This is a genomic window from Paenibacillus sp. MAH-35, assembly GCF_058135425.1.
In genome coordinates this window covers 124,218-143,250 of sequence record NZ_JBYUPU010000005.1, presented here as the reverse complement: position 1 = coordinate 143,250, position 19,033 = coordinate 124,218, and the positions used below count along the sequence as shown (strand labels likewise).

Sequence of the window (19,033 nt, the reverse complement as noted above, 5' to 3'; positions counted from 1 at the left end):
CGATCGTATCTTGCTTAACGCCAAAAGAAACGGGCTATGCAAGTATGTAAGTATCCAAGTACCTATTGGATTTCCTGTGCAAGTCCGATTCAAGTTACTATCGGAGCACCCATTCGATTTCCAGTGCAAGTATCGATCCAAGTTACTACCCAGCACTTAATTAATCTATTCAGGCACCTAACCGAGCGTCTATCAAGTCCCGATCCGTGTCTAACCGGGGATTTCGATTTCCAGGTGTGTCGTCACTTCGATAAGAGCGATCCTTGAGCCTGTCGATTCATTGAGTAGAAGTGTTAGCAGGCCGTTCCAAGTGAAAAGTTACCTTCTTCTGCTCAAACAGGTTGTCCGGAATCCCTTGATTGAATAAGGATTGTAAGGTAGGGGATTCCAGACAAAACTCGCCAGAAGGTAATCTTTTCCCTTTCCACTTGGTTGTCCACAATGAATCGACAGCCTCATCCTTATCCCTTATTTTGATGAATAATCGGTTTCCTGTGGAAATAAGAGCGGTTTGGAGCTTTTAATTTCCCTCAAAGGGTAAAATTATGGAAGGGATGCTGGAATAAGATGTGCAAACCGCTCCTAAATGCAAGCTTAGACTCGGAATTTGCTTAATAAGACATACGAACCGCTCTTATCGGGTCAACCGACAAAAGAAGCACGCCTCGCTATCAATAGTTCAACCACGGAAAGTAAACGCCCTGTTCCTATTGATACAAAATTGAAAACCATCCCAGCCTGGCTTCTCGCATGCGTCGTTCGCAACCCGAACCTCTCGCGATTACCAGCCGCGAGGTTAGGGTTCCCCGTACAAAGCCGCCGCGCCCCGCGCCATCTCCGCGACTTTGGTCCGCAGCTCCGCCGGTTCGGCCAGCTCTCCGTGAGGGCCGAGACTTAGCGCGAACCGGCACGCTTCCTCCTCGCTTTGGAACCGCATCCGGCACGGCACGCGTCCGTCTTCGCCTGCAGTCCCTTGTTCCAGCACTTTGGAATATTTCCAGTACATCGTCAGATGGGTATAGGCCGCGTCGATCCGAAACGCCGCTTCGAAACGGGGCAGGGTCGTGACGAACTGCTCGGTCGAAGCTTCCCAATAGGAAGCGAGCTGAAAGCCGGGAGGCCGCGCGGAAGCTTCGTCCAGCATCTCGCACTGGACGATCCGGGCGATGCGGTACGTTCGCGGCTCTCCCTGCACCCCCGCTACGAGGTACCAGACGGTTCCCTTAATGACAAGTCCGAGCGGGTCGACGACCCGTTCGGAGACGCCCGCTTTTCCTTTATCGTAAGACAGCTTCACTTGACGCTCCCGCAGTACCGCTTCTTGCAGCAAGGGGAGCAGTTCGACCGATTCGCCGGAATCGTGCCAGCCCGCCGCATCGATATGAATCCGCTCGCGGACGAACTCGGCCGTCCGGCGGCCGACGCTCGGCAGCGCGGCCAGCAGCTTGATCAGCGCGCCCTCCGACGCCCGGCGCAGCCCGAGATCGTGCAGAACGCGTTCCGGAGCGCCTACGAATAACGAAGCAATCTCCTCTTCATGCAGCCCGGTCAAGTTCGTCTTGTATTCGTCCATCAACTCCCAGCCCCCGCCGGTGCCCCGCATCGCCATAACCGGGACGCCCGCGCTGCCTAACGCCTCCATATCGCGATGTATCGTCCGTTCGGATACTTCCAGGCGGTCGGCCAGCTCCGCCGTAGTTATCCGGCCGTAGGTCTGAAGCAGCAGCATAATCGATAACAGCCGATCGGCTCTCATTCGTCTCGCCTCCGAAAATTCAATCGAATATCCCCACTATATTTCAATATGACAAAAGGTGTCAACAATGAACGAGTATACTGGATTTATCGGTATAGGCGAAGACATCGGCATCGAAGAAGGCGCCGGTAACGAAGAAGACACCGGCATGGAAGAAGATATCGGTACCGATGAAGTCGCCGGTATCGGCGAAGACACCGACACGGCACCGACATCGACATCGAATCGGAGCGGGCTGTGCCCGAACGGTCCCGGCAAGCACTGGGGACACGGCACAAGCTCAAGCGCCGGGTTGCCGCCAAATGCCCGAACTGAACGAAAAAGGAGAGATTCGGATGAAATCAACGAAACCGTTAGCCGGAAAAGTGGCCGTCGTCGCAGGAGGGACACGCGGATGCGGGAGAGGCATTTCCGTTATGCTGGGAGAAGCGGGCGCGACCGTTTACGTTACCGGCCGGAGTGTGCGCGGACATGCGGCGACAGCCGGCAGGCCCGAGACGATCGAAGAGACGGCGGAGCTTATCCGCGCCAGGGGCGGCCAGGCAATTGCCGTACGCACCGACCATACCGTAGAAGCGGAAGTGAAGGCGCTGTTCGAGCGTGTCCGGGACGAGCAGGATGGCCGGCTCGACATCCTCGTTAACGATATATGGGGAGGCGATTCCTTGACCCAATGGGAGACGCCGTTCTGGAACCATTCGCTCGACGACGGTTTGCTAATGCAGCGGCGCGCGGTTACCACTCATCTGATTACGAGCCATTACGGCGCTCCTTTGATGGTTGCCCGCAGACAAGGACTGATCGTCGAGATTACCGACGGCTGCGACTACCGGTACCGGGGCAACTTGTACTACAGCCTGGCCAAAATCAGCACGATCCATCTCGCGCAGGCGATGGCGGCCGATTTGCAGCCTTACGGCGTAACGTCGCTCGCGCTGACGCCCGGCTTTTTACGCTCAGAAGCAATGCTGGATCTGTTCGGCGTCTCCGAGAGCAACTGGCGGGATGCCATCGCACAGGACGTGCATTTCGCCCAGTCGGAGACGCCTGCGTATATCGGCAAAGCGATCGCCGCTCTCGCCGCAGATCCGAACGTTGGCGTCAAGTCGGGCAAAGCGTTCATGTCCGGGGATTTGGCGGAGGAGTATGGATTTACGGACGCGGACGGCACGCAGCCGAACTGGAATGCGTACTACAAGAAGACGTTTGCGGACCAATAAACAGGCGGCTGCAGCAGACCGGGGATGGTGCCGCCCGCTGCGGCCGAATTGCGCTAGGCCTTCAATTAGGCGCGATTGGCGCCTAATTGAGGGCAGCGGCCCGATCTGCTTCCGGCGATCCGCCGGCAACCGTAAACGGCGGATCGGTCGACCCGCACTGGCTTCGATCTTTCGCTTCAACCTTTCGGAAGAAGGAAGCAAACGCCTTCCCGCACAGGCTTTGGCATGTGTGCCAAACGCATTATTTTTTGCATAACCGGCATCTTTCGAGTTTTTTTCCAGCCCGATCCTTGATACAATGAAAACGCTGTTACCGTATCCATACAGTCGGTTTCAAGAGGGAGCTTGGGGATGGAAATCATAGCGGGAACCTATAACGGCTGGCTCATTTTGTTTTCTTTTGCGGTTGCTGTCGTATCTTCCTATACGGTCGTCACGTTGATCGGCAGGCTCGGGTATCGCAAAGACGAGCTTCGTATTTTCACCTCCGCATTTATGAATAGCATCGGTTTATGGGCCGTCCATTATATCGCTTTGACGGCTTACGGACTTCCGCTTCCCGCCGATCAGCTCTTTCCGTTTTTTTTCTTGTCCGTCACCATCTCCTTTTGTACGTCCTATGCCGCGATGAGTTTATTCTCGGGCAGTTCGCCAGGTCAGGACAATCTGATCGCCGGCAGCCTGCTGATCGGCAGCGGAATTATGGCGATCCCGTTCATCGGGATGCAGGCGTTACGCGTCTACACCGAGGTCGAATACGATCCGTTCTGGATCGGCTTCGCCTGGCTTCTGGCGTCGGTGGACGCTTATTCGTCGGTATGGCTCGCTTACCGGCTAAGGCGTCACGGGTTCGTCTGGCGGCTTGCCTGCTCGTTCCTGATGGGGATCGGGATTATTGGCGTCCACTTTACTTTCATATACGGAACGACCTTTCGCTCGACGATGCCGGGGATGGAGTCTTGGTCCATTTCGGTCAATCAATTATTTGCAAGCGCTGTAGGCATGGCCGCCCTGTTCATCTTGGGCATATGCGTCATGATGGTGCTGGTCAACCAACGTCTGCGGGAGGCGGAGCAGAAGTTCAGCTCGTTGTTCGAGAATAGTCCCGATCTGGTGCTGTTCATCGATCGGGAAGGAGATATCGTCCGCTCCAACCCGAAAGCGTCGGAAATCGCAGGGTACGACCGTTCCGAGCTGACCGGACGCAAGCTGATCGAGTTCATTTCCCCCGAGGAGCGGAAGCAGGCGCAGGAGAGCTTCGTTAAAGCGATGTCGGGACAAGGGCATGAGCTGGAAATCGGGCTTGTCGCCAAGTCCGGGAAACGGGTGGAGCTGTGGGTGTCTTCGATCCCGATGATCTTTGACGGCGTCCGGGAAGGGATATGCGTCATCGCCAAAAACATTACGGCCGATAAAAAGATGAAAGAAGAGCTCAAAAGACTGACCGAGCGGCACGAGCTGATCTTGAACACGATGGTGGACGGCGTGTACGGTCTCGATATGGACCGGAGGACCGTGTTCTGGAACAAAGCGGCGGAAGCGATGACCGGTTTTGCGGCGGAAGAGCTGATCGGTCGAAAAGCACACGGCTATGTGCATCACTCGTATCCGGACGGCTCTCCTTACGATGAGAACGACTGTCCGGTATATTCCGTGCTGGACGATCCCAGAACGCATACCATATCCGAGGACATGCTGTGGAGGAAGGACGGCACTTCCTTTTTCGTCGAATATACCGTTAGTCCGATCATGGGCTCCAGTTCGGATTCGGCTGCCGCGGTAGTCACCTTTCGGGATATTACGGAAAGAAAACGGCACGAGAACGCTTTGCTCCAGAGCGAAGCCCAATACCGGACGCTGGTGGAAAATTTGCCGGATGCGCTGATCGTCGTCAAGGAGGACAAGAGCGTGTACGCAAACGATACGGCGGTCCGGATGCTCGGAGGGAGCCGGAAGGAAGACGTGCTGCGCAGAACCGTGTTCGAGAAGCTGAGCCCGGAATGCATGGAGCTCGACCGGCTGATCCAGGCTCCCGAACGCGAGGAGCAGCTGCCGCTGCAATCGAGCGAGCATCGATTCAAACGGCCGGATGGACAGATGCGCGACATCGATATCATTACGTTCTCCGCCTGGTACGAGGGCAGTCCGGCCCGGTACATGCTGATGCGCGACGTGACGGAGCTGAAGCAGGCGAGAGAGCTGATTCAGCGTTCGGAGAAGCTTGCGGTAGCGGGAGAGCTCGCCGCCGGTATCGCGCATGAGATCCGCAATCCGCTGACGGCGATCAAAGGATTCATTCAGCTGATGAAGGAACGGATAGCGCCGAGCTATTACGAGGTGATCCAATCGGAGATTAGCCGGATCGAGCTCATTACCGGCGAATTGCTCATGCTCTCAAGGCCGCAGGCGATTCTGTACCAGCCGCGGAATATGGCGGTGCTGCTCGATCACGTGGCCACCTTGCTCGAGACGCAGGCGATCATGTGCAATGTGGTCATCGTTCGCCGCTATAATACGGCCTCACTGAACGTGAGCTGTGACGAGAACCAGGTCAAGCAGGTGTTTATCAATCTGGTGAAAAATGCGATCGAGGCGATGCCGGAAGGGGGGACCGTTACTCTGGAGGCGCGGATGGAGGCGGATGAGCTGCTGATTGCCGTGCGCGACGAAGGAATCGGCATCCCCGAAGACAAACTGGGCAAGCTCGGCCAGCCTTTTTATACGACCAAGGATAAAGGGACCGGACTTGGACTGATGATCAGCATGAATATTATCGAGCATCATGAGGGGCGGGTTCGGGTGTACAGTCAGGTCGGAAAAGGAACGGAGTTCCAGGTGTTGCTGCCGGTCGTCCGTCCTCCCGAGACTGCGGCGGAACACGGCTTCCCGCTGAATTGAGCTTACGGGCCGTCTCTCCTGGCCGTAAGCTCCGTATCGTAAGGCGTCCGGAACTTGCCGATCTCGCCGAACAGGCCGGCTGCCAGCTCGTGCATCGCACCCGCCTGCTCGGCCACTTGCCGGACCGATTCGTTCTGCTCGGTCGAGGCCGAGTTCACTTCCTGAACGCCTGCGGCTGTCTCCTCCGCGATTGCGGCTACGTGCTGAATCGTGCCGATCAGGCTGACGCTGGCTTCTTCACCCCGCACCACCATCGCGTGAATCAGCTCGGTCTGACCGCTCAGGCCGGCGATCGATTGCTGAATCGTCCGGAATGATTCCAGCGTATCGCCCACCTTGCCGGATTGCGCCCGCGACGCCGCCCCGGCTGCCGCCATCTGACTCCGCACCTCCGCCATCTGCTGCTGCAAGGACCCGACGATCCCCGCGATCGACTGGGCCGACGTTTTCGTCTGCTCGGCCAGCTGTCTCACCTCGTCCGCGATGACGAGAAACCCTTTGCCGTGCTGGCCGGCGCGAGCCGCTTCAATCGAAGCGTTCAGCGACAGAACGTTTGTCTGGCTCGCAATCTCCGTAATCGCCTGAACGATTTTCGTAATATGGGCCGTGTCCGCAACGAACGTCTCGACTGCCAGATCGGCTTGCCTCAACAGCCGATCGGCCGTCTCCGCCGCATCCTGGAGCTCCGATACTTTGGCGGCGCCTTGATCTGCATACTCCCCGGTTTGCCCGCTTAACCGTTTCATCTCGTCGGCGGACCGGGAGATCGCCTCGATTTGACTGCCCAGTTCCGAGACGAGCTGGGCGCTTCGCTCGACGAGGGAGGCCTGCTGATCCGCCCCTTGCGCGATCTCGCCAATTGCCTTCAGCACATCGCTGCTGACGGACGAGGTCGTCTGGGCGAACCGGCTGAATCCGGACGAGCGGCCGTTCAGCTCGACGCCGATCTCCCGCATGCGGACCAGCATCGTGCTGACGTTATCCATCATCTTGTCGAATCCCCGGCTGAGCTGCCCCAGCTCATCGTGGGCGCTGGAGCCGATGCGGTGCCGCAAATCCCCTTCCCCGATCAATCCCATCGCCTGCTTCATCTTATGGATCGGCTTCTGGAACGAACGAATGATGTACAGCGATACAAGGAGAGCCAGCATAACGGCCGCTGCGGATACGTATAGCGCAATGGCCTTTACCTGCTTCGACAGCTGTTCCGAACGCTGCATCGAGGCTGCGGCCGATTCCGTATACTTTCTATTAAATAAGTCGGCTTGCTCGAAAATGTATTCTTTATGTACTTGCGACAAGGAGAACTGCTGATCCAACAGGCGTCCGGCTTCGCTGGCCGGGGCGCTGCGAAGCGTGTCCAGAGCGGCATGAAACGTGGAAGTGAATTCGCCGGAGACGGTCACCAGCGTGGCGCTCCATTTCCTTTCCTCCGGGCTGGAGGCCGTATCGGCGATCTGCTGGACATGCTCCGCGAACGATTTCTCGATCTGCTCATACGAGACCGCATGGTCTTCCTGTCTCGTGACGACGAGCCCCGCGTGTAAAGAGGCCAGCTCCAGCACTTCCTGCTTCATCTTCATCGCAAGCAGCTGCTTTTCGGTTTCCGCGTTCTGCAGGGCGATTTGCCGCTCGATCTCGGCTTGCATATACGTTTGAAATCCGACGGTTCCCGTCAGCGCAAGAACGATCGCGGCAAAGCCCGCGGCGAGCTTAAAGCGCATCGTAACTCCCCGGGGTTTCCCCTTCCAAAACTCCTTCTTTACAAATGGCGTGCGCTGCATCAAGCAGGTCTCCCCTTCCCATATCTTTCTAATGTCAGGTTCACACTCAGTATAGGAAAGGATCGTTAACGGACCGCCCGTTTTTTGTTAACGGATTGTAAATGTTGTCGAACGCCGGAGCGGCAACGATTTCCGCGATGGTCTGAAACAAATGTCGAAATATTTAACACTCCGTTTACAAAACATTAAAATTGCGAAAACATAGCGGCACTAGAATAAGTTTTGTAAGCAACATAAAAACGAACCGAAGCGAAGGAGTGGTCGAGTTGTTAAGCAACACGATGCGTAAAGGAACGATTATGATGTCTTCCGCGGTACTGGCTTTGACTCTGGCGGCATGCGGACAAAAACCGGCGGACGATAACAAGACGAGCGGAGGAGCGGCCCCTGCGCCGACCAAAACCGAAGCGCCGAAACTTAGCGGTGAAATTAAAATCGACGGCTCTTCCACCGTATATCCGATCTCTCAGGCTGTTGCGGAAGAGTTTATGAAGAAAAATAAAGACGTGAAAGTAACCGTCGGCTTTGCCGGCAGCTCGGCAGGCATCAAAAAGCTGCTAAATAAAGAAATCGACATCGCCGACGCTTCCAAGCTGATGAAACAGGAAGAAATCGACGCGATTAAAGCGAAAGGCGACGACGTCGTCAAAATGCCGGTAGCCTTCGACGGAATTACAGTCGTCGTAAACTCGCAAAACGACTGGGCCAAAGATATTACCGTAGCCGAGCTGAAGAAAATTTGGGAGAAAGACAGCAAAATTACGAAGTGGAGCGAAGTTCGCGCCGGATGGCCGGATCAGCCGATCAAATTGTACGGTCCGGGAACGGCTTCGGGTACGTTCGAGTACTTCACCGAGGCGGTCAACGGCAAAGCGAAGGAATCCCGCAGCGACTTTACGCCTTCCGAGGATGACAACGTATTGGTCAAAGGCGTAACGGGCGACAAAAATGCGATGGCTTACTTCGGTTACGCCTACTACCTCGAGAACAAGGACAAGCTCAAGGCGCTCGCGATCAAAGTCGACGACAACGCACCGGCAATCGAGCCTACGGCAAAAACGATCGAAGACGGCACGTACAAGCCGCTTTCCCGTCAAATCTACATGTACCCGCTGAAATCGGCGCTGGACCGTCCGGAAGTAAAAGAATTCATCAAGTACTACATGAGCGAAGACGGCAAAAAGCTGGTGGAATCGGTCGGTTACGTAAAACTGACGCAAAAGCTGTATGACGAAAACCTCGCGCACGTGAAATAAGTTGAATCAAAGCCGGTTATACCGTGGCTACTCATGGCAGGCAATGCCGTGGCACTGCCGCGGTATTGCCGTGTTCGACAAGCCACTTTCAGTAGGGGGCGTAATATGCTGAGCATGCAGAGTATGGAGAAACCGCTCAACTTAAAAATGAAAAAAAAGCTGATTTCGTCGGATGCGATTATGCCGAAGCTGCTGTTCCTGTTTGGCATGCTATCGATTTTGACGACGGTCGGAATTGTTTTGATCTTGCTGCTCGAGTCGGGAAAGTTTTTTGCCAAAGTGCCGATTTGGGAATTTTTCACGGGCACGAAATGGACTCCGCTGTTTAACGATCCGCAATTCGGCGTATTGCCGTTAATTGTCGGTTCTTTGATGGTTACTCTTATCGCGAGTATCGTCGCTTTGCCGATCGGAATCGGCAGCGCCATCTATCTAAGCGAATATGCGCCGCAGAAGGTTCGCTCCTTCTTGAAGCCGGTGCTGGAGATTTTGGCCGGCGTTCCTACGATTGTGTACGGTTTTTTCGCGCTGACGTTCGTCACGCCGATCATCCGTTATTTGCTGCCGCAAACCGATATGTTTAATGCGCTAAGCGCAGGAATCGTCGTCGGCATTATGATCGTTCCGATGATTTCCTCGCTCAGTGAAGACGCCATGGCGGCCGTACCCCAGTCTCTAAGAAATGCCGCGTATGCGCTCGGCTCCACCAAGCTGGAAGTATCGACGAAAATTGTCGTCCCGGCTGCTTTCTCCGGTATTGTCGCTTCGTGCGTGCTCGGACTGTCCAGAGCGATCGGCGAAACGATGATCGTCACACTGGCTGCCGGCGCTTTGCCGAACATGTCATTTAACCCGCTCAAGAGCATCGAGACGCTGACCGCTTATATCGTGTCGGTAAGCTCCGGGGATACGACATACGGCTCGGTTGAATATTTGACGATTTATGCGGTGGGCATCACGCTGTTTGCCCTTACGCTCGGAATGAATATTATCGCGGGTTATATCGCCAGAAAATTCAGGGAGGAATATTGATGAACGCTTTTCCCGAGGATCGCAACCTGGCCAAGCGAAAGCGCAAAAACAAAATATTCCAGACTCTGTTTTTGATGTCGACCTGTTTTGGCGTCGTTGCGCTCGCGTTATTGCTGATACAAGTGTTAAGTCAAGGAATCGGCTGGCTGAATTGGGATTTCCTAACCAACTTCTCATCGCGGATTCCGGAAAATGCCGGATTCAAAGCGGCCATATTCGGTACGCTGTGGATGATGTCCATTACGGCTCCGCTGACGTTTATCATCGGGGTCGCGACGGCGATTTACCTGGAAGAATACGCCAAGGATACGAGGCTAAGCCGGGTTATCCAGACCAACATCTCAAATCTCGCCGGCGTGCCGTCGATCGTCTTCGGCTTGCTTGGCTTGACGATATTCGTCCGCCTGTTCGGATTTGGCAACAGCATCTTATCCGGCGGCCTGACGATGACGCTGCTCGTCCTTCCGATCATTATCGTCGCTTCCCAGGAGGCGATCAAAGCAGTCCCGATGTCGCTTCGCCATGCTTCGTTCGCGATGGGTGCGAACCGCTGGCAGACCGTGCTGCGCGTCGTGCTGCCGTCCGCCTTCCCGGGTATTCTGACCGGTACGATCTTGTCGATGTCCCGGGCGATCGGGGAGACGGCGCCGCTGATCGTTATCGGAGCGGTCGGCTACATCGCCTTTACACCGGAAAGCTTCTTCAGTCAGTTTACCGTTATGCCGATTCAAATATACGGCTGGGCGAGCTTGCCGAAGGCCGAGTTCCAAAATGTTGCAGCCGCCGGTATTATCGTTCTGCTGATCGCACTACTCGGCATGAACGCACTGGCGATCTACCTGCGTGGAAAATTCCAGAAAAAGTGACGGGGGGTCGCGATATGGCTATCGTAGATATTCACAATTTAGACTTGTACTATACCGAATTCCATGCTCTCAAAAAAGTAAACATGGCGGTCGAGGCCGGCTCGATTACGGCATTTATCGGTCCGTCAGGCTGCGGCAAATCTACGCTGCTTCGCACGCTGAACCGGATGAACGATATGACCAAGGGCGTCCGGATCGAAGGCGCCGTATCGATCAACGGCACGAATATTTACGACAAGGACGTGAACGTAGAGACGCTGCGCAAAAATGTCGGCATGGTGTTCCAGCAGCCGAACCCGTTCCCGAAGTCGATCTATGACAATGTGGCTTACGGACCGCGCATTCACGGCATTTCGAACAAGCAGGAGCTTGACGATATTGTCGAGAAAAGCTTGCGCTCCGCGGCTTTGTGGGAAGAAGTGAAAGATTATATGAAGAAATCGGCCTACGGCCTGTCCGGCGGCCAACAGCAGCGGCTGTGCATCGCCAGGGCGCTGGCGGTTAACCCGCAAATTTTGCTGATGGACGAACCGACCTCGGCGCTGGACCCGATCTCCACGCTTAAGATCGAAGAGCTGATCCAGGAGCTGAAAGAAACCTATACGATCATCATCGTAACCCACAACATGCAGCAGGCCGCGCGCGTCTCGAACCAGACCGCTTTTTTCCTGAACGGCGAAGTGATCGAGTTCGCCGATACGGTCAAGCTGTTCTCCAACCCGGAGGATCAGCGCACGGAAGATTATATAACCGGTAGATTCGGTTAATCGGGGGGAATTTGCAGTTATGATGACGAAACGGCAAAATTTCGATTCTTCGCTGGGCGATTTGCGCAAGCAGCTCATTGAGATGGGGAACATGGTGGAACAGGCGATTCTATCGTCGGTCCGCTCCTTGAAGGAAGGCAATCTGGAGCTGGCGCGCAGCGTGATCGCCCAGGATGCCGCCGTAAACGCGATTGAGGAGAGCATCGACGAGGCCGGCACGCGGCTGATCGCGACCCAGCAGCCGGTAGCCAAAGATTTGCGCCGCATCTTGATCGCTTTCAAAATGGCCGGCGATCTGGAGCGGATGGCCGACCTTGCCGTCGATATCGCCAAAGTTACGCTGCGGATCGGCGAGGAGCCGCTCATCAAGCCGCTGGTCGACATCCCCCGGATGGCGGAAATCGTCCAGGTGATGACTCGCGACAGCATCGAAGCTTACGTGAACGAAAACGTCGATCTCGCTTACCGGATGGCCAAGATGGACGACGACGTCGATCAACTGCACAGCCAGATTTTGCGCGAGCTGTTCAGTTATATGGTGGAAAATCCGCGTACGATCAATCAGTCGCAGCTGCTCTGTTTCGTCAGCCGTTATTTGGAGCGGATGGCCGATCATGCAACGAATATCGGGGAAAGCGTCGTTTATCTGGTGAAGGGCAAACGTCCGGATCTGAACGCTTGAGTCCGGAACGGCGCCGTACGGATCTATATAAGTTGAACCAAAACATCTTCATGATAATGCTCAATGCAATGGAGAAAAGAAATTAGCTTGAAAGCGAGTTTTGGCTTGGAGTGTCAACAACCCGAAGGCCAATTAAACCAAGACACTCCGAACAAGATGTTTGAAGCTTCAAGCAATTTTTTTCGGAATGGAATGGTCTTATCAGTAGTTCAACTTATATAGACACAGAAGTTGCGGGCGGGGGATTCGATGCTTGGACTTGGCGGGGAAGAAACCGGATTGATAGCGGACCGGCTGAAAGGCCGGGCTGTCGGTTTGATATACATGGAGATAGGCTGGATGCCGGAGCTTTCGAACGATAAGGGGCGATGGCCCGGCGAGCGGGTGCGCGGCTCCGTCGAGCTTCTGTTCGGCCAGCTTCGTATGGAGTGGCCGTCCTTGTTCTCGCTCCATACGGCTGGGGACGATTTCTTTTTCTATGCCGAGCTGAATTCGGCCGCTCCGGACGCCGAACTGCAGCTGTTCAGGATGAGCATGCAGCTGAGAATGAGGCTGAAGCGCCATCTGACCGAAGAGCTTCGGCTGGAAGGACTTGCGATTCGGCTGGGCTGTGCGCCGCTCGTACCGTCCGCTCATCAGCAACCGTCCGATACGATCTACGATGCAGTCAAACGGGCGATCCGCGAAGCGCAAAGCGCCGGCGATTCGGAGTCCGGCCACCGGGTTCGGCGGACCGAACGGTTTCTCGCCATTTTGCAGGAGCGTTCCATCCAAGCGGTGTATCAGCCGATCGTATCGCTTGCGGGCGGAGACGTTTTCGGCTACGAAGCGCTGGTCCGGGGACCGAAGGGCACCGACTTTCAGTCCCCGCGGGAACTGTTTGCATTTGCCGAGGACGAAGGACTGCTTTATTCGCTCGACCGTCTCGCCCGGGAGAAAGCGATCGCCGGCTGCACGGGGCTCGAGAGCGACCAGCGCCTGTTCATCAATATCCCGGCCGACGTGATTCACGATCCCGATTTTACCCCGGGACGGACGCTCGGGCTGCTGGAGAAGATGGGACTGGCGCCGCACAATGTCGTCTTCGAGATTACCGAGCGGTGCTCGATCGAAGATTTTTCCACAGCCAAAAAAATATTGCAGCATTACCGGAGCCAAGGCTACCAGATCGCCATCGACGATGCGGGGGCCGGCTACTCGTCGCTGCAGGCGATCGCCGAGCTTCAGCCGGATTATATCAAGGTGGACCGTTCGCTGATCCACAATATCCATAAAGACAAGATCAAGGAGCATATGCTCGAGACGTTCGTCGCCTTCGCGGAGAAAATGAACATCCGGATTATCGCCGAAGGCATCGAGTTGCCGGACGAGCTGTTCAAGCTAATGCAAATGGGCATCCATTTCGGACAAGGGTATCTGCTCGCACGTCCTTCGAGCGAAATGGCGGGCATCGACGACAACCTCGCCCGGCAGATGGCGGATATGCGGACACGCCGCGGGAGCATGCACAGCTTCATGACGATCGGCACGATCGCCTCTCAGGTGCGCACGTTCGATCCGGGCACTCATATCTCCGAAGTGGCGCGTTATTTCAGGGAGTACGAGAACGAGTTATGCGCCGTCGTTGTCCAGGGCGGAGCGCCGGTCGGGCTGGTCATGCGGGAGAAGCTGTTCCAGCAGTTGGCCGGGCAATACGGCATCCCGCTCTACTGGAACCGCCCGATCAGCAAACTGATGGACTGCAACCCGCTCATCGTCGACGAGCTCGTTCCGCTCGATCAAGTATCGCAAATGTCGACTGCGCGGGAAACGAACAACTTGTACGATTATGTCGTCATTACTTGCGAAGGCGCTTTCCTCGGGACGGCTTCGATCCGTTCCATATTGGAGTCGATTACGAAGGTGCGCATCGAGCAGGCGCGGATCGCCAACCCGCTGACCGGACTTCCCGGCAACCTGCAGATTCAGCGTGAGCTGGGCAAGCGGATTATCGAATCCCGCCGTTTTTCCGTCATCTACGCCGACCTCGATTTTTTCAAGTGGTATAACGACCGGTACGGCTTTCAAAAAGGGGACGAGCTGATCCAGTTCACGGCGGACGTCTTGCAGGAGGCTTCCGGGCTATGCGGGCTTCCGGATGATTTCGTCGGACATATCGGCGGAGACGATTTCATCGTGCTGTCGCGGACGGATTCGCCTTATAAGCTGTGCGAGGAGATTATCCGGAGGTTCGATTCCGGGGTAGTCGTCTTTATGGACCCGGAGATGCCGGGACAAGCGGTCGACCGCGAAGGCCGGCCCGTGCAGACGGACCGTGTCAACATATCGCTCTCCCTGATCGTCTGCGAATGCGGCTCGGCTGTAACCGCCGAATATATATCGAGAGAGGCCGCCAAGTTGAAGAAGCGGGCGAAGGCGCATATGGGCAGCATTTATTTCGGAGAGCGGATCGGACAACGGACGGTTTCCGGTTAGCGCATACGTCAGAACCGGCTCGAAGGTCGACGAACGGAATGGAATCTGCCAGCCGCCCCTTTCCAGCCGCAAAACCGGCTCCCTTGGGAGAGACAGGCTGTTGACATCGCTGCCGGCTCCTGTTATTCGACTGGCGGTGGTCAGAAAGGTCAGACAGCGGCCGCGCTATTTACCGGTTAGCCGTTCTTTCAGCTCCGTTAAGCTCCGGACGACCGGAACGTTCACGTTCCCGGCCTGGCGGGAGCTTTTTTTGGTTTCGGACCGGTTCAGCCAGACGGCGTTCATGCCGCTTTTCACCGCTCCCTCGATATCGTTTTTCCACGAATCCCCTACCATCACGCCTTCCTGCGGCCGGATGGCGGCGGAGCGGACGGCAAGGCGAAAAATAGCCGGGTCCGGCTTACGGCTGCCTGCTTGGTCCGAGGATATCAAATGTTCGCTGCGAATGTAGGACGACCAGTTCAGCCTGGCGATTACTTTGCGCTGATGCTCCTTGCTTCCGTTCGTAATGATGCCGATCGTATGCGTCTCGGACAGCGCCGCGAGCGTGCCTCCCGCATCGGGGAACGGAACGGCGTGAGCGCGCACCTGACGTTTCATCTCCCGGAAAAAAGAGCTGACGAACGCATCGTTCACCTGGAACGGATACCGGTGGAGCGCAGCCTCCAGACACTGCTTTTTCGCCTCCTCCAGCTCCCGGGGCTTGCGAGCCAGCAGCTTGGCCTTCTTGGTCCATGCCGAGCGGTATGTGTCCAGCACGCGCTGAGGGTTCCAATCACCCTCGCTATGATCCCATCTTCCGGTAAAATCGACCAGTACGCTCAGAAAGCATGAATCAAATGAAGATTTCGGATCGATTAACGTATTGTTCATATCGAAAAATACGATTTTTGCCGTCTGCGGATTCCATTGGCGTTTCATCCCCCCGCCTCCTAACCGTATTCTCGAAGCGGTGTATTAACCGCCTGAGCGAAGCCTGCCGATTGCGGCGGCGGGCGCTCCTCTTCCCATAACTATGCAAGTGCGGCAGTTCATATGTGCCGGTCGATATGCTATGATGAAGGGAGGATTTCTTCAAGGGGCCTGGCAGGCTCCGATCCGAAGTTTCTCTTAGAGCAAGTTCAAAAAGTCCGGTTTTCAGCAGTGGACTTTTTGAACAACCTCTCTTATGGAATGGGGTGTGTGTTATGGAAAAATTGATCTTGATTGACGGCAACAGCATCGCCTACCGTGCTTTTTTTGCACTCCCGCTGCTTAGCAACTCGAGCGGACTTCACACGAATGCCGTATTCGGCTTCACGACGATGCTCCTGAAATTGATCGAAGAGCAGAAACCGACGCATTTCCTCGTGGCGTTCGATGCCGGCAAAGCGACGTTCCGGCACGAAGGATATAAAGAATATAAAGGCGGGCGCGAGAAAACGCCTCCGGAGCTGTCCGAGCAGTTCCCGCTTATTAAAGAACTGATCCAGTCGTTCTCGATCAACCAGTACGAGCTGGCCGGCTATGAGGCGGACGACATTATCGGTACAATGACGAGGATGGCGGACGAGCGAGGCCTCGACGTGATTGTCGTATCGGGCGATAAAGACATGCTGCAGCTGGCGTCGGACCGAGTGACGATCGCGCTGACGCGCAAAGGGATCAGCGAAGTCGACTTGTACACGCCTCAGGCGATTCAAGACAAATACGGGCTCGTGCCGAAGCAGATTATTGATTTGAAAGGCTTGATGGGCGACGCATCCGATAATATACCGGGCATTCCGGGCGTAGGCGAGAAGACGGCGCTCAAGCTGCTTCACCAGTACGGCTCCGTCGAGGAAGTGCTGGCCAAGGCCGATGAGATTACCGGCAAAATGCAGGAAAAAATTAAGCAGCACGCCGACGATGCCAGAATGTCCAAAGAGCTCGCGACGATCTTCCGCGAGGTTCCGATGGAATTGCAGCTGGACGAGCTGTCGTACAATGGCTACGAAGGGCCGACGCTCGGCGCGATGTTTCGCAAGCTGGAGTTCAAGTCGCTCCTCGAGAAGATGGATTTGTCGGGAGGAGAGCCTGCCGTAGAAACCTCGATCGAGGTCGAGATTGTCGCCCGGGAAAGCTTGGCCGCTCTGACCGATGCGTTCACGGGCGTGACTGCGGTTCATATCGAGGTGATCGGTGAAAACCCGCACGTATCCGAGATCATCGGACTTGTCTTCAGCACGGCCGAAGGGGCAAACCGGTTCGTTCCCGCCGAGCTGCTTCATATTCCGGAAGCCGGACGGCTCCGGGACTGGCTGGCCGACGACAATGCCCCGAAGATCGTCTACGATATGCACCGTACGGAAGTGGGGCTGCACTGGAAAGGCGTTCCGCTGCGCGGAGTGTCGTTTGACGTGCTGATCGCGGCTTATCTGCTCGATCCAACGGAGTCGACGCATACGCTGAGCGAACTGGCTGGGCGGTACAAGCTGCCTGTCATAGCGCTGGATGAGAACGTGTACGGCAAAGGCGCGAAGTTCAAAGTGCCGGAAGCGGACGTGCTGAGCAAGCATCTGGCCCGCAAAGCGGATCTGCTTCGGAGGCTCGTTCCCGTGCTGCAGGACGAGCTGGACAACAACGAGATGCACCGGCTGTACTATGAGCTCGAATTCCCGCTGGCCCGCGTGCTCGCTTCGATGGAGAAGCAGGGAATCCGGGCTAACGCCGACGGCTTGAAGCAGCTTGGCGGCGAGCTCGGCCAGACGATCGAGAAGCTCGTGGACGGCATCTACAAGGCTGCGGGAAGCGAGTTCAACCTGAACTCGCCGAAGCAGCTCGGTGAAATCCTGTTCGACAAACTAGGCCTTCCGGTCGTCAAGAAGACGAAAACCGGCTACTCGACCGATGCCGAGGTGCTGGAGAAGCTCGCTCCTTACAACGAGGTGGTAAGCAGCATCTTGATCTACCGTCAGCTCGCGAAGCTCCAATCGACGTATGTCGAGGGGCTGCTTAAGGAAATCCGCGGGGAGACGGGCAAGGTCCACACCTATTACCAGCAAACGATCGCAGCGACGGGACGGCTCAGCAGCCAGTTCCCGAATTTGCAAAATATTCCGGTCCGGCTTGAAGAAGGCCGGAAAATCCGCAAAGTGTTCGTCGCCAGCGAGCCGGACTGGCTGATCCTGGCCGCCGACTATTCGCAGATCGAGCTGCGGGTGCTGGCTCACATATCGGGGGACGAGAAGCTGAAGGAAGCGTTCCGCAACGATATGGACGTTCATACGAAAACGGCCATGGACGTCTTCGGCGTGTCCGAAGCGGACGTGGACGCCAATATGCGCCGTCAGGCGAAAGCCGTCAACTTCGGCATTGTATATGGCATCAGCGATTACGGCTTGTCCCAGAACCTGAACATTACGCGGAAGGAAGCGGCCCAGTTCATCGAGCAATATTTCGCTGTCTTCCAGGGCGTCCGCCACTATATGGACGATATCGTCCGGCAGGCGCGCACGAACGGTTACGTGACGACGCTGCTGCAGCGCCGCCGGTATTTGCCGGAGATTAACGCCTCCAACTTCAACTTGCGCTCGTTCGCCGAGCGGACTGCGATGAACTCGCCGATCCAAGGCTCCGCCGCGGATATTATCAAGCTGGCGATGGTACAGCTCGCCGAGCGGATGGCGAAGGAGAAGGTGCGCAGCCGGATGCTGCTGCAGGTGCATGACGAACTTGTATTCGAAGTCTCGCAGGACGAGCTGGAGCTGATGAAGCGGCTCGTGCCGGAAGTGATGGAGAGCGCGCTGGCGCTTGACGTGCCGCTGAAGGTCGATGTCAACTACGGCGACAATTGGTATGAGGCGAAGTAAGCGGCTGTCGATTCATTATGAACAACCTAGTGGAAAGGAAAAGATTGCCTTCTGGCGAGTTTTGTCTGGAACCCCAAACTTTAAAATCCTTTAAAATCAAGGGATTCCGGACAACCTGTCTGAGCAGAAGAAGGCAACTTTTCACTTGGAACGGCCAATTAACACTTCTACACATTTAAATCGACAGCCTCGAAGTAGGCGGCAGGTTGGCTGGTTGGCTGGCTTATGCGAGTGCGATGTGCGGACAGGATCTCCAAAATAACGGTTCAACCGGTTGCACTACCGTAGCGTTTAGGTATTAGAACCGGCGTATCGGCCTGATAACAAACGTATCTGTCAAATAAGAGCTGATAGCAGCTCTTATTTTGGTCAGATTGCGCGAATGAGCGAGAATAAGAGCGGTTTGAGGCTCTTATTTTAACCTCTGTGCCAATAATCGGGTTAAGTAGCCGAAAATAAGACGTACA

Annotated in this window: 12 protein-coding genes; 9 read left to right on the top strand and 3 right to left on the bottom strand. The window is 55.8% G+C overall.

Annotation, left to right across the window (positions count from 1 at the left end):
- Positions 1 to 796: 796 nt before the first annotated feature.
- Positions 797 to 1,756: a helix-turn-helix transcriptional regulator gene (locus AC3Y2E_RS07145; RefSeq protein WP_379208614.1), complete on the bottom strand. Its 960-nt coding sequence runs from the start codon at positions 1,754 to 1,756 to the stop codon at positions 797 to 799.
- A gap of 335 nt (positions 1,757 to 2,091) precedes the next feature.
- Here AC3Y2E_RS07145 and AC3Y2E_RS07140 point away from each other — a divergent pair, with 335 nt between their 5' ends.
- Together AC3Y2E_RS07140 and AC3Y2E_RS07135 are read left to right on the top strand one after the other, a co-directional pair.
- Positions 2,092 to 2,976: an SDR family oxidoreductase gene (locus AC3Y2E_RS07140; protein WP_379208611.1), complete on the top strand. Its 885-nt coding sequence runs from the start codon at positions 2,092 to 2,094 to the stop codon at positions 2,974 to 2,976.
- Positions 2,977 to 3,327: 351 nt separating this feature from the next.
- Complete coding sequence (locus tag AC3Y2E_RS07135) at positions 3,328 to 5,874, top strand: PAS domain S-box protein (protein WP_379208609.1); 2,547 nt, start codon at positions 3,328 to 3,330, stop codon at positions 5,872 to 5,874.
- A 2-nt stretch (positions 5,875 to 5,876) separates the two neighbouring features.
- On the opposite strand, the gene AC3Y2E_RS07130 is transcribed toward AC3Y2E_RS07135, so the two are convergent.
- Positions 5,877 to 7,658, bottom strand: a complete 1,782-nt coding sequence (locus AC3Y2E_RS07130; protein ID WP_379208607.1) for a methyl-accepting chemotaxis protein — start codon at positions 7,656 to 7,658, stop codon at positions 5,877 to 5,879.
- 266 nt (positions 7,659 to 7,924) lie between these two features.
- Here AC3Y2E_RS07130 and AC3Y2E_RS07125 point away from each other — a divergent pair, with 266 nt between their 5' ends.
- The 6 genes from AC3Y2E_RS07125 to AC3Y2E_RS07100 all read left to right on the top strand — a co-directional run bounded on the left by AC3Y2E_RS07125 (position 7,925) and on the right by AC3Y2E_RS07100 (position 14,736).
- Positions 7,925 to 8,914, top strand: coding sequence for a PstS family phosphate ABC transporter substrate-binding protein (locus AC3Y2E_RS07125; RefSeq protein ID WP_379208605.1), 990 nt, complete (start codon positions 7,925 to 7,927; stop codon positions 8,912 to 8,914).
- A 105-nt stretch (positions 8,915 to 9,019) separates the two neighbouring features.
- Positions 9,020 to 9,946 carry a phosphate ABC transporter permease subunit PstC gene (gene pstC, locus AC3Y2E_RS07120; protein ID WP_379208602.1) on the top strand — a complete coding sequence of 309 codons (927 nt, stop codon included), beginning with the start codon at positions 9,020 to 9,022 and terminating at the stop codon, positions 9,944 to 9,946.
- Complete coding sequence (gene pstA / locus AC3Y2E_RS07115) at positions 9,946 to 10,812, top strand: phosphate ABC transporter permease PstA (protein WP_379208600.1); 867 nt, start codon at positions 9,946 to 9,948, stop codon at positions 10,810 to 10,812. Before pstC ends, pstA begins: the two co-directional genes overlap by 1 nt.
- Positions 10,813 to 10,826: 14 nt before the next feature.
- Entirely contained in the window at positions 10,827 to 11,579 is a 753-nt protein-coding gene (gene pstB, locus AC3Y2E_RS07110) for a phosphate ABC transporter ATP-binding protein PstB (RefSeq protein ID WP_379208597.1), read from the top strand.
- A 22-nt stretch (positions 11,580 to 11,601) separates the two neighbouring features.
- Positions 11,602 to 12,261 carry a phosphate signaling complex protein PhoU gene (phoU, locus tag AC3Y2E_RS07105; protein ID WP_379208931.1) on the top strand — a complete coding sequence of 220 codons (660 nt, stop codon included), beginning with the start codon at positions 11,602 to 11,604 and terminating at the stop codon, positions 12,259 to 12,261.
- A gap of 249 nt (positions 12,262 to 12,510) precedes the next feature.
- Positions 12,511 to 14,736 (top strand): GGDEF domain-containing protein, encoded by a 2,226-nt coding sequence (locus AC3Y2E_RS07100; RefSeq protein WP_379208595.1) that lies wholly within the window; start codon positions 12,511 to 12,513, stop codon positions 14,734 to 14,736.
- Positions 14,737 to 14,901: 165 nt separating this feature from the next.
- Here AC3Y2E_RS07100 and AC3Y2E_RS07095 read toward each other — a convergent pair whose 3' ends face one another.
- A complete protein-coding gene (locus AC3Y2E_RS07095) occupies positions 14,902 to 15,657 on the bottom strand; it encodes an HAD family hydrolase (RefSeq protein WP_379208593.1) in 756 nt (251 codons plus the stop codon).
- Positions 15,658 to 15,923: 266 nt separating this feature from the next.
- On the opposite strand from AC3Y2E_RS07095, the gene polA reads away from it, so the two are divergent.
- Positions 15,924 to 18,566, top strand: a complete 2,643-nt coding sequence (gene polA / locus AC3Y2E_RS07090) for a DNA polymerase I (RefSeq protein WP_379208591.1) — start codon at positions 15,924 to 15,926, stop codon at positions 18,564 to 18,566.
- The last annotated feature ends 467 nt before the right edge of the window (positions 18,567 to 19,033 follow it).

Coding starts and splice junctions, on each gene's coding strand:
- AC3Y2E_RS07145 (WP_379208614.1), bottom strand. CDS start 1,756: ATGAGAGCCGATCGGCTGTTATCGATTATGCTGCTGCTTCAGACCTAC.
- AC3Y2E_RS07140 (WP_379208611.1), top strand. CDS start 2,092: ATGAAATCAACGAAACCGTTAGCCGGAAAAGTGGCCGTCGTCGCAGGA.
- AC3Y2E_RS07135 (WP_379208609.1), top strand. CDS start 3,328: ATGGAAATCATAGCGGGAACCTATAACGGCTGGCTCATTTTGTTTTCT.
- AC3Y2E_RS07130 (WP_379208607.1), bottom strand. CDS start 7,658: ATGCAGCGCACGCCATTTGTAAAGAAGGAGTTTTGGAAGGGGAAACCC.
- pstC (WP_379208602.1), top strand. CDS start 9,020: ATGCTGAGCATGCAGAGTATGGAGAAACCGCTCAACTTAAAAATGAAA.
- pstA (WP_379208600.1), top strand. CDS start 9,946: ATGAACGCTTTTCCCGAGGATCGCAACCTGGCCAAGCGAAAGCGCAAA.
- pstB (WP_379208597.1), top strand. CDS start 10,827: ATGGCTATCGTAGATATTCACAATTTAGACTTGTACTATACCGAATTC.
- phoU (WP_379208931.1), top strand. CDS start 11,602: ATGACGAAACGGCAAAATTTCGATTCTTCGCTGGGCGATTTGCGCAAG.
- AC3Y2E_RS07100 (WP_379208595.1), top strand. CDS start 12,511: ATGCTTGGACTTGGCGGGGAAGAAACCGGATTGATAGCGGACCGGCTG.
- AC3Y2E_RS07095 (WP_379208593.1), bottom strand. CDS start 15,657: ATGAAACGCCAATGGAATCCGCAGACGGCAAAAATCGTATTTTTCGAT.
- polA (WP_379208591.1), top strand. CDS start 15,924: ATGGAAAAATTGATCTTGATTGACGGCAACAGCATCGCCTACCGTGCT.